The sequence below is a fragment of the uncultured Cedecea sp. genome (genome assembly GCF_947498825.1).
GTDB lineage: Bacteria > Pseudomonadota > Gammaproteobacteria > Enterobacterales > Enterobacteriaceae > JGM124.
Window position 1 is genome coordinate 1 of the sequence record NZ_CANMLV010000006.1, and the last position, 16,661, is coordinate 16,661.

Consider the following 16,661-nt stretch of genomic DNA (forward strand, 5'->3'; position numbering starts at 1 on the left):
ATTACCGAACGCCACGCTGTCTTCCTCCGTTGCGCTCGAGGCCTGACCAATGGCCACGCTGTTTGAGCCGCTGGCAACTGCATTAACGCCGTTGTCTGATGAGCCAGTGCTGAAGTATCTGATGGGAATATTTCCCGAATTGATGAGATTCTGTACGCTGGTAATACTGCCATTGAGGTCGGTAATATCGGTAGTGTTCTGGTTAACCTTCGTCCCGAGAGAATTAACAGCGCTGTTCGTTGCAAACAGCTGGCTGCCGTTTACCGCATCGGTGCTACTTGAATTGAGCCGGCCGGCGGCAACGTAGGTAATTTGTCTTTCTGCGCCAACGGCGCCGATACTCAGCACGGAGCCTGCGGTTGGCGTTGCACCTGCAAAATTATAGGTATTGCCATTGATATCTGTACTTCCGGTGGCCACAGCCGCCTGAACGGATGAACCATCACCGAGTGCGATGGCACCATTAAGACCTGCGTTGATACTGATGTTATTCCCTATTGAAAATGCATTATTCGCTGCAACGGTATTGTTGTTGCCCAGTGAATAGGAATTCGTGCCGGATACCGAAGAGGGACTGCCAATCGCTCCGGAATTATCACCGGTAACACTGTTTTTCGCTCCGATACCGATAGCGTTGAGGCCGCCTGCGTTTGACTCGAACCCGATGGCTATGCCGTCAGCTTTCCCCACTCGGGAATAATGCCCTAATGCAATGCCGTGCATTGCATCTGTATCTGTTACTTGAGCATTTTCTCCGATGGCTATTGAGGCATAGCCAAATGTTCCTGTGTACGCGCCTACTGCGATGGTGCGGTCTGCATCAGCGCTAGAACGACGCCCCAGTGCTACCGAATTCCTGTAGATGGCCGTTGCTGCATCACCGATGGCAACACCATAATCATCTGCAGTGGCACCGCTGCCTCCGCCAATCGCAATCCCAAATGTTCCGCATGTGACCGGATCGTTACCCCCGCCTAAAGCTGTGCTTCTTCCAATCTCGTTCCCCTGAAGGCATGTCGCGGCCATAGTGGGGGCTGAGGATGCAAGCAACATAACCACAAGAACTGAATAAATGGGGGAATAATGAAATTTTACTTTTTGGGAACCTGAGAAAGTGTCAGCATCAACTTGTGAATGAGATAAGTTATATGCCTCACCGAATATAAATGATCTATCCATAATCATATTGGCGTAGCCAACCTCCAATAATGCGTCAGGACTCAAGCCTCACGCTATTACATGTTAACAAGGATATGCATTATGAGATTAAAATTTTCCAGAACAGGAGAAATACATAACTTTTTTATATGGTGTCTCATTTTTAAAAAATAAATAACTGTGTTATTTACCCGTTGTAATGGGACAGGTTACCTCCAGTGTTTTTGTATCTATACGGACAAATATCAAGAAACAATCCCAGACACTAAGATTAATCTTAATTTAGAGAAAAGCAATGATTTTATTTATTGTGTAATTTCAATCCTGTTTATAGGATATTATTGAAGTAAATTACCCCAAAAAACAGAGTGTCTTTTGGATGTTTTTTTAGATACAGGTTGGATAAATGTTTTATTCTTTAAGTGGATAGTGTGTATTTCAAGTGTTGCTCTGAATAAATTATTCAACGTGTTTTTACTGTATACGTCAATTAGATGGAGGACTGGAAGGAGATAACCGAATTCTGGTTATTAAGTTTCCTGTAAAATCAATTAATGTTAATTCTTTCAGGTAATGAAATCTACTGACGCTTTATCTGTTCTTAAATATACCCGTCATACTTTAAGTTGCCTGGGTGTTGCCTGCGTTCAGCCCGCAGAATCACAGAGTTTATCTATGCTCATCGACGGGCTGAACTGGATTCCGACAAGCAATTCGAATTATTTTGGGTATAAATAGAATAGAGTTGGTCGGGTCGGGTCGTGTTATATATCATTGTTGCACATAATCATTGCGGCGGAGTGAGATGATAGTTACTGAAAAATACCGGGTGATTTATGAAACAACCTTTCAAGATTCAGTGTCAGGTCAAGTCGCGACGAAAACAAGTACAGTGCCATATTGAATCAGGCACTGTACTTGTTTTCGTATTCGTCATATTCCTGTCAGTTCGCATTGTGCATCTACGTCTGGCAGGCTAAAGCTCAATCTCAATATCGCCCTTTGCTCTGCAACAGCAGGGGAGGATTTCCCCTGGCTGGATAAAGGCAAGTGGTTTAGTCAGCCAGTTAACTTCCCCAGCGACCAGTTTAACCCGGCATGAACCACAGTATCCCTCGCGGCATTGGTACTCAACACAGATATTGTGTGACTCCAGTGCGACCAACAATGAATGATGCTCTTTCTGGGTGATTAACTGTGCGCCAGTAATACTTAGCGTAATGCGAGCCATAACTTAAAGTTGGAAGTTGCTCAGATCGTCAGTATTGACTTCTGAGTCAATCTGACCAACCAGATAAGAACTCACTTCTACTTCTTGCGGTGCAACCTGCACATTGTCGGAAACCAGCCAGGCGTTAATCCATGGAATCGGGTTTGAACGGGTTTTGAAAGGCAAATCCAGTCCGACAGCCTGCATACGGATATTAGTGATATATTCGACATACTGGCAGAGAATATCTTTGTTCATACCTATCATGGAACCATCACGGAACAGATATTCTGCCCACTCTTTTTCTTGTTCTGCAGCCTGAACAAACAGGTCGTAGCATTCCTGGCGACATTCAAGAGCGATTTCAGCCATCTCAGGATCATCTTCGCCAGAACGTAACAGATTCAGCATATGCTGAGTGCCGGTCAGATGCAGGGCTTCATCGCGGGCAATGAGTTTAATGATTTTAGCATTGCCTTCCATCAGCTCGCGTTCAGCGAAAGCAAATGAACAGGCGAAACTGACATAGAAGCGGATGGCTTCCAGAGCATTAACGCTCATCAGACAGATATATAACTGTTTCTTCAGCGCACGCATATTAACTGTCACGGACTTACCGTTAACGTTGTGCGTTCCTTCACCCAGTAAATGCCAGTAACTGGTCATTTCAATCAGCGTATCGTAGTAGCCCGAAATATCTTTTGCCCGTTTGAGGATCTCTTCATTAGTGACGATATCATCAAATACCAACGCCGGATCATTCACGATATTACGAATGATATGGGTGTAAGAACGGGAGTGGATGGTTTCGCTGAATGCCCAGGTTTCAACCCAAGTTTCCAGTTCAGGAATAGAAATTAAGGGTAACAACGCAACGTTCGGGCTACGTCCCTGAATCGAATCGAGCAGAGTTTGATACTTAAGATTGCTCAAAAAAATATGTTTTTCATGATCGGGTAATGCCTGGAAGTCGATCCTGTCGCGGGAAACGTCGACTTCTTCCGGACGCCAGAAGAATGACAGCTGCTTTTCAATGAGTTTTTCAAAAATGTCGTATTTCTGCTGATCATAGCGCGCAACGTTAACTGACTGACCAAAGAACATGGGTTCGGCGAGCTGATCATTTTTATTCTGTGAAAATGTAGTGTAAGCCATTAAAAATATTCCTTATACAGAGGTCACGGGCCACATTCATTTATACCCGCCATCCCTTAAGTGGTTTGGGTATATGTGGCCCGGGAAGCGTCAGATCTTACATGCACCGCTTTCGCAATCGTCATCCTGAGCTGAAGGTAGCAGGTCATCCTGAGTATCTTCTGCACCGTCACGGGTGTTTTGGTAGTAAAGCGTTTTCACACCAAATTTATAGGCGGTGAGCAAATCTTTCAGCAATTGCTGCATCGGAACTTTGCCTGACGGAAAACGCGTTGGATCGTAGTTGGTATTGGCAGAAATCGACTGATCGATAAATTTCTGCATTAGCCCCACTAACTGCAAGTAACCATCATTATTTGGCAGATCCCACAACAATTCATAATTGTCTTTCAGCTTCTCGTAGTCCGGTACTACCTGGCGCAGAATACCGTCTTTAGATGCTTTAATGCTGATATGGCCACGTGGTGGCTCGATGCCATTAGTGGCATTCGAGATCTGCGATGATGTCTCTGAAGGCATCAGTGCTGACAGCGTTGAGTTACGCAGGCCGTGAGTTTTAATCGATTCACGCAGTGATTCCCAGTCAAGATGCAGTGGCTCATTACTGATAGCATCAAGATCTTTTTTATAGGTATCGATAGGCAAAATGCCTTTTGCATAAGTCGTTTCATTGAACCACAGGCAAGCACCTTGTTCTTTTGCCAGCTCATTAGAGGCTTTCAATAAATAGTATTGAATTGCTTCGAATGTTTTATGCGTCAGGTTGTTCGCACTGCCATCTGAATAACGAACACCGTTTTTAGCCAGGTAATAGGCATAGTTGATGACACCGACACCTAAAGTACGGCGACCCATTGCACCACGTTCGGCGGCAATAATTGGGTAGTCCTGGTAGTCGAGCAGGGCATCAAGCGCACGTACAGCAAGTGTTGCCAGGTCTTCTAACTCATCCAGGCTGTCAATAGCCCCCAGGTTAAAGGCTGACAGAGTACAAAGGGCTATTTCGCCGTTTTCATCTTTAATATCAGATAATGGTTTAGTCGGCAGGGCAATCTCAAGACACAAGTTTGACTGACGTACAGGAGCAACGGCCGGGTCAAACGGGCTGTGGGTATTGCAGTGATCAACGTTCTGGATGTAGATACGCCCAGTAGAAGCACGCTCCTGCATCATCAACGAGAACAACTCAACCGCTTTGATATGTTGTTTACGAATGCTGCTGTCTTGTTCGTATTTTGTATAGAGGCGTTCAAATTCGGTTTGATCGGCGAAGAATGCATCGTATAACCCAGGAACATCAGAAGGACTGAAGAGGGTGATATCTTCACCTTTCAGCAAACGGGTATACATTAATTTATTAATTTGTACCCCATAGTCCATATGACGTACGCGGTTACCTTCAACACCCCGGTTATTTTTCAGTACCAGCAGGCTTTCAACTTCCAGATGCCACATTGGATAGAATAGCGTGGCAGCTCCGCCACGAACGCCGCCTTGTGAGCAGGATTTTACTGCGGTCTGGAAATGCTTATAGAACGGAATACAGCCGGTATGGAAAGCCTCACCGCCGCGGATTGGGCTGCCTAATGCACGGATACGCCCAGCATTGATACCGATACCAGCGCGCTGGGATACATATTTTACAATCGCACTTGAGGTGGCATTAATCGAGTCCAGACTATCGCCACACTCAATCAGTACACAAGAACTGAACTGACGGGTAGGCGTACGTACGCCAGCCATGATAGGTGTCGGCAGAGAAATCTTGAAGGTGGAAACCGCATCATAAAAACGTTTCACATAATCAAGACGTGTTTCGCGCGGATAGCCAGAGAACAGACAGGCTGCGACCATAATGTACAGGAACTGTGCGCTCTCGTAGATTTCACCGGTCACACGGTTTTGAACCAGATATTTTCCTTCGAGCTGTTTCACCGCTGCATAGGAGAAGTTCATATCACGCCAGTGATCAATTAATGCATCCATCTGCTTGAACTCTTCTTCCGTATAGTCTTCCAGCAGATGTTGATCGTATTTACCCGCAGCAACCATTTTCTTTACATGATCATAAAGTGCAGGGGGTTCAAACTGACCATAGGCTTTTTTACGCAAATGGAAAATTGCCAGACGTGCAGCAAGATACTGGTAGTCAGGCGCGTCGCGGGAAATCAAATCAGCCGCGGCTTTGATGATCGTTTCATGAATATCAGACGTTTTAATGCCGTCATAGAACTGTATATGTGAACGGAGCTCGACCTGAGAAACGGAAACATCGTTCAGCCCTTCGGCAGCCCAGTCGATTACTCTGTGGATTTTGTCCAGATTGATACGCTCAGTGCGACCATCACGTTTTGTCACCAGCAGACTCTGATTCATGTACGTTATACCTGTCCGTGAGAAGAAGATACCCCTGTTTTATTCACATCAGTTAATCTGTGACTAACTCTGTGGATAAATACTATATGTAGGGGTTTGATTAAAAATAAATCACAAGATGGTGAGTATTTTAGTAAGGAATCTGTTTAGAACAAGTATTGATTTTGACGAAAAAGTCATGTTGTGAACTATGAGTTTCTGTAAGTCCACGCCACATAAGGCTTGGAACCATTGTCAATGGGATGCAAAAAAAATGAAAAATTTTTTTTGCTGCCGATTTCTTAAACTCAATGAATAAATGCGCAGCATTGCACTGCACATTTTTAAATATACATTTCTAAAATTTGCGTACGATTAAGCTTCAGTGTGCAACATATAATTTACATCGACACCAGGGCCGAGGCTAAAACGATTGGTCAGTGGGTTAAAATGTAACCCGGTCATATGACGTTCACGAAGAGGCGTTTGATCAATCCAGTGTAATAACTCAGCGGGTTTAATGAATTTTTTAACGTCGTGAGTTCCTTTTGGCACCATCTGTAATACGTACTCTGCGCCAAAAACGGCCATTAACCATGCTTTGGCATTGCGGTTGATGGTTGAAAAGAACACATGACCACCCGGTTTAACCAACTGTGCGCAAGCCACTACGACAGATTGTGGGTTCGGAACATGTTCAAGCATTTCCATACACGTGACGATATCATACTGACCGGGATGTTCACTGGCATGCTGCTCTACCGTTTCCTGGATATAATTGACCTTTACGCCATGCTCGAGAGCATGCAGTCGGGCCACTTGAAGAGGCTCTGCCCCCATATCGAGGCCGGTAACCTCAGCGCCTTCACGCGCCATACTTTCAGCCAGAATGCCACCACCACAGCCGACATCGAGAATTTTTTGACCAAATATGCCGCCTGAACGTTGGTTGATATAGCCCAGACGCAGCGGATTAATACGATGCAGTGGCTTAAATTCACCCTCCAGATCCCACCAGCGTGAAGCAACGGCTTCAAATTTGGCAATTTCTTGTGGGTCAACATTCTGCGAAACCGATTGGTTTTCAGGATTCATAACGGCGGTAACTCCTTGTAGAAGTGAATAACAGCAGTATATCAGGCTAACCGTGCGAATAAAGCGTCAGTAAAAGCGTTCTGGTTTCCCCACTGTGGGCCGTATGTGTTATAATTTGCGACCTTTGAATCCGGGATACAGTGAGAGGGATAGCGTTTACATGAGCGACCTTGCTAAACAAATTACACCGGTCAATATTGAGGAAGAGCTAAAAAGCTCCTATCTGGATTATGCAATGTCGGTTATTGTCGGCCGTGCACTTCCGGATGTCCGAGATGGACTCAAGCCAGTACATCGTCGTGTACTTTATGCGATGAATGTATTGGGCAATGACTGGAATAAGGCCTACAAAAAATCAGCCCGTGTCGTGGGTGACGTAATTGGTAAATATCACCCTCATGGTGATAGTGCTGTTTATGACACCATTGTACGTATGGCACAGCCATTCTCCTTACGTTACATGCTGGTTGATGGTCAGGGAAATTTCGGTTCAGTTGATGGCGACTCTGCCGCAGCGATGCGTTATACGGAAATCCGTATGGCGAAAATTGCTCATGAACTGATGGCAGATTTGGAAAAAGACACGGTAGATTTCGTCGATAACTACGACGGTACCGAAAAAATTCCAGAAGTGATGCCGACCAAGATCCCGAATCTTCTGATTAACGGCTCATCCGGTATTGCTGTGGGGATGGCGACTAACATTCCGCCTCACAACATTACTGAAGTGATTAATGGTTGTCTCGCTTTCATCGAAGATGAAAACATCAGTGTTGAAGGATTGATGGAGCACATTCCTGGTCCGGACTTCCCTACTGCGGCAATTATTAATGGCCGTCGTGGTATCGAAGAAGCCTATCGTACCGGACGGGGTAAAATTTATATTCGTGCGCGTGCGGAAGTGGAAGCCGACGCTAAAACAGGCCGTGAAACCATTATTGTTCATGAAATTCCTTATCAGGTGAATAAAGCACGCCTGATTGAGAAGATTGCTGAACTGGTTAAAGATAAGCGTATCGAGGGAATCAGCGGCTTACGTGACGAGTCTGACAAAGACGGAATGCGTATCGTTATTGAGATTAAACGTGACGCAGTCGGTGAAGTCGTTCTCAATAACCTCTATTCTCTGACTCAGCTTCAAGTTTCTTTCGGCATTAACATGGTGGCATTACACCAGGGTCAGCCGAAGATAATGACGTTGAAAGAGATCCTTTCGGCATTCGTGCGTCACCGTCGTGAAGTTGTAACGCGCAGGACGATTTTTGAACTGCGTAAAGCACGCGACAGAGCTCACATCCTCGAAGGTCTTGCTATTGCGTTGGTCAACATTGATCCGATTATTGAGTTGATCCGTAACGCATCAAACCCTGCTGAAGCGAAAGTCAGTCTGACGGCCCAATCATGGGAATTAGGCAGTGTCGCAGCAATGCTGGAACGTGCTGGTGATAATGCGGCTCGCCCTGAGTGGCTGGAGCCTGAGTTTGGTATTCGTGATGGAAAATATTACCTCACTGAACAGCAAGCCCAAGCTATCCTTGATTTGCGTCTGCAAAAACTGACGGGTCTTGAGCATGAAAAGCTGCTTGATGAATATAAAGAGTTACTCGAATTTATTGCTGAGTTACTGCATATTCTGGGTAGTGCCGATCGTCTGATGGAAGTGATTCGCGAAGAACTGGAGGCTATGCGTAGCCAGTTTGGTGATGAGCGTCGAACTGAGATAACAGCTAACTCGGCTGATATCAATATTGAAGACCTTATCAATCAGGAAGATGTTGTGGTTACGCTGTCCCATCAGGGATATGTGAAATATCAGCCTCTGACTGATTACGAAGCTCAGCGCCGTGGTGGTAAAGGTAAGTCTGCCGCCCGAATTAAAGAAGAAGACTTTATCGACCGTCTGTTGGTAGCGAATACCCACGATACGATTTTGTGTTTCTCAAGTCGTGGTCGCCTCTACTGGATGAAGGTTTATCAATTACCAGAAGCAAGCCGGGGCGCACGTGGTCGGCCAATTGTAAACCTGTTACCGCTTGAGCAAGATGAACGTATTACCGCTATTTTACCGGTACGTGAATATGCTGAAGGGGTTAACGTCTTTATGGCAACCGCTAGCGGAACCGTGAAGAAAACCATGCTGACTGAGTTCAGCCGTCCACGTTCAGCCGGTATTATCGCTGTGAATCTGAATGACGGTGATGAACTGATTGGTGTTTCCCTGACCGACGGACAAGACGAAGTGATGTTGTTCTCGGCAGCCGGTAAAGTCGTGCGCTTTAAAGAAGATGCTGTGCGTGCGATGGGACGTAATGCTACGGGTGTTCGTGGGATCAAGCTGGCGGAAAACGATGCTGTTGTATCGTTAATTATTCCTCGTGGTGAAGGCTCCATTCTTACCGTGACACAAAATGGCTACGGTAAACGGACTTCTGCTGCTGAGTATCCGACAAAATCGCGCGCTACTCAGGGTGTTATCTCTATTAAAGTGACTGAACGTAACGGCAATGTCGTGGGTGCTGTACAGGTTGAAGATACCGATCAGATCATGATGATAACAGATGCGGGTACCCTGGTACGTACCAGAGTGTCTGAAGTTAGCGTAGTAGGCCGTAATACACAAGGTGTGATTCTTATCCGTACGGCGGAAGATGAGAATGTTGTTGGCCTGCAGCGTGTCGCAGAGCCTGTTGACGACGAAGAACTGGACAGTATCGACGGATCGTTAGCAGAAGGGGATGATGAAATCGCTCCTGAAACTGAGAATGATGATGACGGTGATGTGACTGACGAATAATCTGAAAACAGGGTATTAAATTACCCTGATTCTTCAGGTGCAGAGGCAGTCAATAAGAGGAAAAACGCTTGTTTTTCCTCTTTTTTTTGCGCAGAGGTGGTCAAAAACAGTTGAATGATTTAGTTTTATTGTTTTGACAAAATTATCGACGATAATCTGGATATCACTTAAGGTTGCGGCAATGAGACGATTCGCCATTGCGGCTTCATTGTTTTGCGACTAACTTAACGATATCAGACTCCCTTTTACTCGCTTACTTTCAGGTCTAATTTGAACTATCTTGTCTCCTTCCGTAATACACTGAAAATATCCCGATATCTTTTTCGGGCCTTAGTGCTGTTGTTTTGGTTGCTGATAGTTATTCTGTCTGTATTCTATATTATCAATGCATTACATAATCGCGAGTCTGAAATAAGACACGATTTTAATACTAATTTTGATCAGGCACAGCGCTATATTCAGCGTACCAGTGATGTCATAAAAGAACTTAAATACGTCACCGAAAACCGGTTTGACACCTCCGGTACGATGATCTCGCCGATGGGGGGGGAAGGGCGTTTACCTGATATACCTGATTTTATTTCATTGAAGTCATCATCAGACTGTTCAGCAACCAGTGCACGCTGGAACAGCTCACTGCTGTCGATTGGTGGATATCTTCGTTACTGGCGTGAAAATTTTTCGACTACCCATGATTTGAACCGAATTTTTTTGATTGGTGGTGACGATCACTGTATTGCCGATTTCAGTTTAAGAGATACGCCATTTGAACGTGAAAGGACGTTCAAAATGTTTCAGGACAAGGTGCTGACATATTACAGAACACCGAAAAATGAACGAGCAGGTAATCTTTACTGGGCAGAGCAGGGTTCTCGTCCCGGAGTCGGCTATTTCTATACGGCAACGCCTGTCTATCAGGACAATCGGCTACAAGGGTTACTGGGCATCGAGCAAACTGTACGGATGGACAATTTTTTTGTGCCCGGTTCATTACCTGTCAGAGTCAGTATTTTCGATGACAGTGGGAAAATGCTGCTTTCTCTTAACGCCTCCGAATCGCGTATCGAACTGGAAAGTAAATGGCTACAAAGCCGAACGTGGTTTGGTTACAGCGCGGGTTTTAATTCGCTTATTTTGAAAAAGGATCTACACCCTACCTCATTGATCGTTGTTTATTCAATACCGGTCAATTTAGTGCTTGAGCATATACGTCTACTCATTATTAATGCCGCGGTATTCAATCTGTTGATGGGAATCGGCTTGCTATTGCTTACCAGAATGTATGAGCGCCGGGTTTTTGTTCCTGCAGAAAGTGATGCGCAAAGACTAGAGGAAAATGAACAGTTTAACCATAAAATTGTGGCATCAGCACCGGTTGGGATCTGTATCTTACGTACGCAGGACGGTACCAATATTCTCAGTAATGAATTAGCGCATAATTATCTGAGCATGCTGGCCCATGAAGACAGACAGAAGTTAACGGAGATTATCTCCGGACAGCAGGTTAATTTTGTTGATGTGCTGACCAGTAATCAAACTAACTTACAAATGAGTTTTGTTCATTCACGCTACCGTAATGAAAATGTCGCGATATGTGTTCTGGTAGATGTCAGTGCGCGTGTAAAAATGGAAGAGTCGTTGCAAGAAATGGCACACTCATCTGAGCAGGCGAGTCAGTCAAAATCGATGTTCCTTGCCACTGTCAGTCATGAATTGCGCACGCCATTATATGGCATTATTGGTAATCTTGATTTGTTACGCAGTGAAACACTGCCAAAAGGTGCAGACAGACTGGTGGCTGCAATGAGCAACTCCTCCAGTCTGCTATTAAAAATTATCAGTGATATTCTCGATTTCTCGAAGATAGAATCCGAACAGTTGAAAATAGAGCCGCGTGAATTTTCACCTCGCGAAGCTATTGGCCATATCACCGCGAATTATTTGCCTTTGGTTGTCAGAAAACAGCTTGGTTTGTACTGTTTCATTGAGCCTGATGTTCCTGCCATGTTGTTAGGTGATCCGATGCGACTGCAACAGGTTATTTCAAACCTACTGAGCAACGCCATCAAGTTTACCGATTTTGGCTGCATCGTTATTCATGTTTCTGTTCATGATGAATACTTGAGTTTTCGGGTGCGAGATACCGGGATCGGTATTCCGGCAAAAGAGGTGATGAGCCTGTTTGACCCGTTCTTTCAGGTGGGAAGTGGTGTTCAGCATAATTTCCAGGGTACAGGGCTTGGGCTGGCGATTTGTGAAAAACTCATCAATATGATGGATGGAGATATCTCAGTTGACAGTGAACCTGGAATGGGTAGTCAGTTTACTGTGCGTATACCGCTTTATCGTGCCCAGTTTGATATCGTTACAGTGGCTGATGAGGCATCAGAGTATTGCTGCTGGCTAAATATACGTAATGAGACATTGAGTTGTTTTATTGAATCATTGCTGACTAAATCTGGCATCAATGTACGTTACTGGACGGGAGAATCCCCGGCTGATAATGATGTATTGATAACAGATGAAGAGGTTACTGGTCGCTGGGGCGGGAAGGCGAGAATTCTGTTTAATCGTACCCATATTGGTCTTCCTGTTGAGCGAACTCCCGGTGAGTGGGTTTATAGTACGGTCTCACCGCATGAATTGCCGGCCTTTTTGGCGCGTATTTACAGCTCATCTGCCGCGCATCAGGATGATGTTCCTGAACTTCCCACATTACCGGAAGATAATGCACAAAATGACGATATGATGATCCTGGTGGTTGACGATCATCCTATTAACCGGCGCTTACTGGCTGACCAATTAAATTTACTGGGTTATCGCTGTAAGACAGCCTGCGATGGTGTTGATGCTTTGGGCGTTATCAAAAAGCATCATATCGATATTGTTCTCAGCGATGTTAATATGCCGAAGATGGATGGCTATACGTTAACACAAAATATTCGGCAGCTAGGGTTAACATTACCGGTGATAGGCGTAACGGCTAACGCATTGGCGGAAGAAAAGCAGCGTTGTATCGCATCGGGAATGGATAACTGTCTGTCGAAACCTGTGACACTGGAAGTGGTTAAACAGACTCTGACGCTTTATGCAACCCGCGTCAGAACCGAACGCCTGTCAGATAAGGCTGGCGATGATTTGTCGATTTGATGAGCTATTTCCACAATACAGACAGGAGAATAGCTCAACATGAATATGGCAGCTGGGTGTTATGACTCTTTATCTTCCGGCGTAAGGCTGACGGATGAGAGATAATTCAGCAAGCCAATATCATTTTCGACGCCGAGTTTCATCATGGCGGATTTCTTTTGGCTACTGATAGTCTTGATACTGCGATTAAGTTTACGTGCAATCTCGGTGACCAGAAAACCTTCCGCAAACAGACGTAAAACTTCACTTTCTTTAGGTGACAGACGTTTATCACCATAGCCGCCGGCGTTAATTTTCTCTAACAAACGGGCGACGCTTTCTGGCGTAAAGGTTTTGCCTTTTTGCAGTGCTGCCAGCGCTTTCGGTAAGTCGGTCGGCGCGCCTTGTTTCAGCACAATGCCTTCGATGTCCAAGTCTAATACAGCACTTAAAATTGCTGGATTATTGTTCATGGTTAATACGATGATAGACAAATCTGGAAAATGGCGCTTGATGTATTTGATAAGCGTAATCCCGTCACCGTATTTCTCTCCGGGCATTGAAAGGTCGGTTATCAGCACGTTAGCATCAAGCTTCGGAAGATTATTGATCAGTGCCGTTGAGTCTTCAAACTCACCAACAATATTTACCCACTCGATCTGTTCGAGAGATTTGCGAATACCAAACAGAACTATCGGGTGGTCGTCGGCAATAATAACATTCATATTAGTCATGTAATAGGCTACCTTGCTGAAGCAGACATTTGACATAAGTGTCAATGTCGTTGATATATTTTTGTATTTCCGGAGCATTATTATCGCGGATATGATGCTCTAATGTTTCACATAACTGCTTGCCAGAAAGGAGATTAAGCATAGCAAATACTCCTTTCAGGCGGTGGGCTACCTGCGCCAGTGCGTCAATGTTGTTTGCTGAAAATTCAGCATGTAATTTGGTTATATCTTCAGGTACTGTTTCGACAAACAGGGTGTAATAGCCGCTAGTATAAAGCTGTAATAACTCCTTGTCTGTTGATAATGCCGAGCCTTGCTCAACGGCTAGTTGAGATTCTATGAGATGTAGTACCGCATCTTGCATAGCACTACTGATATTAAAGTTAACTCTCAATTGTCCTGGAGCTATTGTTTGCATTTCAGCCTCATCATCGCTTAAAAGCAAGCCCGGAACGGTAAGGTTAGACAGATTATCGGTGAGAAATATATCAAAATGCTCACTAGAAGTCCTTTCATCAGTGATAATGCAACTTGCACCAAAGTTTTCAAGCCAACGTACGACTATTTTTCGTATGTCGCTGGAGGTGATATCCAGCATCGCGACAACATCATCCAGCAGTTTTTCATCATGGGAATCGGGTACGGGAACCATCGGCATCGTCACGCGTAAGTCGTAACGTGTCCCCATTTGCTGACTGGTTTTAAGCTGCAATGAACCGTCAAGCTTAGCTGCCAGTCGATTACACAGATGAAATGTTAAACCATTTGCCTTGCCATACCTGTCTTGATGCGTTTCATTCAGGAAGGGGAAGGCGAGATTGTCAACTTCTCCCCCTGTGATGCCTGAGCCGGTATCAAGTAAACGGAACAACAAACGGCCTGTTGCTGATTGATCCTCGCTTATTTCCAGCGTTATCTTACCAATTTGTGTGGTGGTCACAGCGTACTGTAACAGTAGTACCAAGATATGACGTAAAGTTTGTGGATCGCCATAACGTTCAGTATTCGGTGCCAGCGTGTTATCAACTACCAGATGTAACCCTTTACGTCTAATTAAAGGTAACATCATCTTGACAACTTCATCAACTAGCGAAGTTAACACGAAAATGCTGTCATGGCGCTGCCAGCTATCGCTTTCCAGACTATTAAGTAGTCTTATCTCATCAACTCTTTGGATAAGCGCCTGTACTGCATTAATAAACGTGGCTCGATGGTCTTCCGGCATTGCTGCTGAAAATTCCATAATATTCTGGGCAGGATGCTGTAAAGCTTCTCCAATATGCTGCATGAAAAGAACGCGTGCTTGCTGGTTTTTTTCATATAAGTTTTGTGCTTGTTTTAGCTTTTTATTCACCAGAATTTCGCGGTCTTGATCGCGGATAAAAAAGAGTTGTGTCTGCGGTGTCATATGACTGCGGAATTGCAGTATTTCATAGAGTTCATTATTGACAGTGACCTGAATAATTCCCTGGTGCTGCTGAGACATAGACATCACTTTCTGTAAGTTCAGATGGGGCAGCAGTCGGTCAGCCTGTTTATTACTTATAAGGGTACGATTTGCTTCCAGGTCCCATGCCACAAATCCCAAAGGAAGGTGGGTAATGATATCGTCATTCAGGATACGTAAAGCGAGCAATTCATCCGTTTTATTAACCGGTTCAGAAGCCGGAGTCCTGGAGCGGCGGAAGGTAATTAGCCCAAAAATAGCGAGTCCCAGTAAGCCGAGATTAAGTAATAAAGGCAGTAGAATATTTCTCAGAATGTCCTGTGCCAGCAAGCTATAGGACACTTGCCATGTTAGCGTCAGTGGTGTGGAGATAATCGGCGCATTAATCTCAAGATAGGCACGATTAAAACGAGTATTGACCACTCGCGGAATATCTTTTTCTGCTTGAGCTAGTTGCCCTGCTGGATTCTCAGGTCTAATCAGAAAATCATCAGGGGACATCGTTGGTGGAAGTAAATTATTAATAGGTAAATCAAAAGCGACCACGGTTGCCAAATGGCCTGGCTGGTTAAATGTTGTTCTCAGAGTAAAGTAATGAATGTTCTGCCAGTTAAGTTTACGCAGTGAGGAGAAGCTTTCACGCTCATCCAGCACATTCGCCTGGTGTAACATCTCAGTGCGGCGTGAGTCGATAATAGCCGCAAGAATGGAGTCACGGAATCCGGATGAAATGTCCCTTAACGGTAGGGTAGAGACGAGAATTAAACTATTATCAAGGCCATTTAAGTAGTACATCGACCAAGAATTGTCCTCTCCTCCCCAGAGAGTATCCAGATAACGAGAAATCTGCTGTGTCATGCCAAGCGTAGCGTTGTCGTGAGTGCCAAAGATCAGCGCTTCTGTTTTTACGCGTGGTTTTTCTAAATAATAGATGTCCTGACGTAGGCGAACCTCCTGAGTTTTGTCATCAGGCGGAGTCGGGTCAACAGTAATATTGTTATACAACTGCCATGTTGCATAACGATATGTCTCCACCCGTTTATTGAGTGAATCAGCAATACTGGCAACCTGTTCACTTTTTGCCTCTATCCAGTTACTTACTGCGCTTTGTAGCATCGCGCCGAGTGTGACTAGTAGCACAACTATCAGTAACAAAAAAAAGTGCGTGGTTTTACCAGACAAAAACGAAGCCTTGTTAACAGAAGCGTTCTCAGATTGATCCATTATTTATGCACAACCAGGCATAGAAGCCTATGTAAAGTGAACTAAGCCATGTCAGACGACGTAACAGAATACCGTAAATCCTCCCCGATCGTCGAACAATAAGCATTACATTTACCCTTCTTTTACAGCATCGAGACAACATTTAATGCGATGTTGAGACGGCATGGTATCAGTATGAAGAGTATAGCTGGTGATAGTGTGAAAAGTTAAAACGATGTAACGGTTTGATAAATAAATTTTTCGTTATAATTTTAAGATTAATCTCGCGTTAAATACTGGATAAGCGTTTACAGAATTTTTTTAGTCTGTAGATATGAACAGAAGATATAAAAATATTTTCTCTCAATCCTGCAAAATAAT

Annotated in this window: 8 protein-coding genes and 1 pseudogene; 2 read left to right on the forward strand and 7 right to left on the reverse strand. The window is 44.6% G+C overall.

Going from position 1 to position 16,661, the window contains the following annotated elements; genetic code table 11:
* The 5 genes and pseudogenes from Q1A40_RS08530 to ubiG all read right to left on the reverse strand — a co-directional run.
* Positions 1-1,053: pseudogene (locus Q1A40_RS08530) on the reverse strand (hypothetical protein); the annotation flags it as partial.
* A 1,081-nt stretch (positions 1,054-2,134) separates the two neighbouring features.
* Complete coding sequence (gene yfaE, locus Q1A40_RS08535; RefSeq protein WP_299999261.1) at positions 2,135-2,389, reverse strand: class I ribonucleotide reductase maintenance protein YfaE; 255 nt, start codon at positions 2,387-2,389, stop codon at positions 2,135-2,137.
* 3 nt (positions 2,390-2,392) lie between these two features.
* Positions 2,393-3,523 carry a class Ia ribonucleoside-diphosphate reductase subunit beta gene (nrdB, locus tag Q1A40_RS08540; protein ID WP_299999262.1) on the reverse strand — a complete coding sequence of 377 codons (1,131 nt, stop codon included), beginning with the start codon at positions 3,521-3,523 and terminating at the stop codon, positions 2,393-2,395.
* 90 nt (positions 3,524-3,613) lie between these two features.
* Positions 3,614-5,899 carry a class 1a ribonucleoside-diphosphate reductase subunit alpha gene (gene nrdA, locus Q1A40_RS08545; protein ID WP_299999263.1) on the reverse strand — a complete coding sequence of 762 codons (2,286 nt, stop codon included), beginning with the start codon at positions 5,897-5,899 and terminating at the stop codon, positions 3,614-3,616.
* A 354-nt stretch (positions 5,900-6,253) separates the two neighbouring features.
* Positions 6,254-6,973, reverse strand: coding sequence for a bifunctional 2-polyprenyl-6-hydroxyphenol methylase/3-demethylubiquinol 3-O-methyltransferase UbiG (gene ubiG, locus Q1A40_RS08550; protein WP_299999264.1), 720 nt, complete (start codon positions 6,971-6,973; stop codon positions 6,254-6,256).
* A 160-nt stretch (positions 6,974-7,133) separates the two neighbouring features.
* On the opposite strand from ubiG, the gene gyrA reads away from it, so the two are divergent.
* Both gyrA and rcsC read left to right on the forward strand, forming a co-directional pair.
* A complete protein-coding gene (gene gyrA / locus Q1A40_RS08555) occupies positions 7,134-9,767 on the forward strand; it encodes a DNA topoisomerase (ATP-hydrolyzing) subunit A (protein ID WP_299999265.1) in 2,634 nt (877 codons plus the stop codon).
* 270 nt (positions 9,768-10,037) lie between these two features.
* Entirely contained in the window at positions 10,038-12,917 is a 2,880-nt protein-coding gene (gene rcsC / locus Q1A40_RS08560) for a two-component system sensor histidine kinase RcsC (protein ID WP_299999267.1), read from the forward strand.
* Positions 12,918-12,976: 59 nt separating this feature from the next.
* Here the strand turns inward: rcsC and rcsB are convergent, their stop codons facing one another.
* Both rcsB and rcsD read right to left on the reverse strand, forming a co-directional pair.
* Entirely contained in the window at positions 12,977-13,630 is a 654-nt protein-coding gene (gene rcsB, locus Q1A40_RS08565; RefSeq protein WP_299999268.1) for a response regulator transcription factor RcsB, read from the reverse strand.
* Positions 13,623-16,301 carry a phosphotransferase RcsD gene (rcsD, locus tag Q1A40_RS08570; RefSeq protein ID WP_299999269.1) on the reverse strand — a complete coding sequence of 893 codons (2,679 nt, stop codon included), beginning with the start codon at positions 16,299-16,301 and terminating at the stop codon, positions 13,623-13,625. The genes rcsB and rcsD overlap by 8 nt, the downstream gene beginning before the upstream one ends.
* Positions 16,302-16,661: the final 360 nt, after the last annotated feature.

What these genes read in the sequence shown, in the direction of transcription:
- gyrA (WP_299999265.1), top strand. Translation starts at nt 7,134, where the DNA reads ATGAGCGACCTTGCTAAACAAATTACACCGGTCAATATTGAGGAAGAG.
- nrdB (WP_299999262.1), bottom strand. Translation starts at nt 3,523, where the DNA reads ATGGCTTACACTACATTTTCACAGAATAAAAATGATCAGCTCGCCGAA.
- rcsB (WP_299999268.1), bottom strand. Translation starts at nt 13,630, where the DNA reads ATGACTAATATGAATGTTATTATTGCCGACGACCACCCGATAGTTCTG.
- yfaE (WP_299999261.1), bottom strand. Translation starts at nt 2,389, where the DNA reads ATGGCTCGCATTACGCTAAGTATTACTGGCGCACAGTTAATCACCCAG.
- rcsD (WP_299999269.1), bottom strand. Translation starts at nt 16,301, where the DNA reads ATGGATCAATCTGAGAACGCTTCTGTTAACAAGGCTTCGTTTTTGTCT.
- ubiG (WP_299999264.1), bottom strand. Translation starts at nt 6,973, where the DNA reads ATGAATCCTGAAAACCAATCGGTTTCGCAGAATGTTGACCCACAAGAA.
- nrdA (WP_299999263.1), bottom strand. Translation starts at nt 5,899, where the DNA reads ATGAATCAGAGTCTGCTGGTGACAAAACGTGATGGTCGCACTGAGCGT.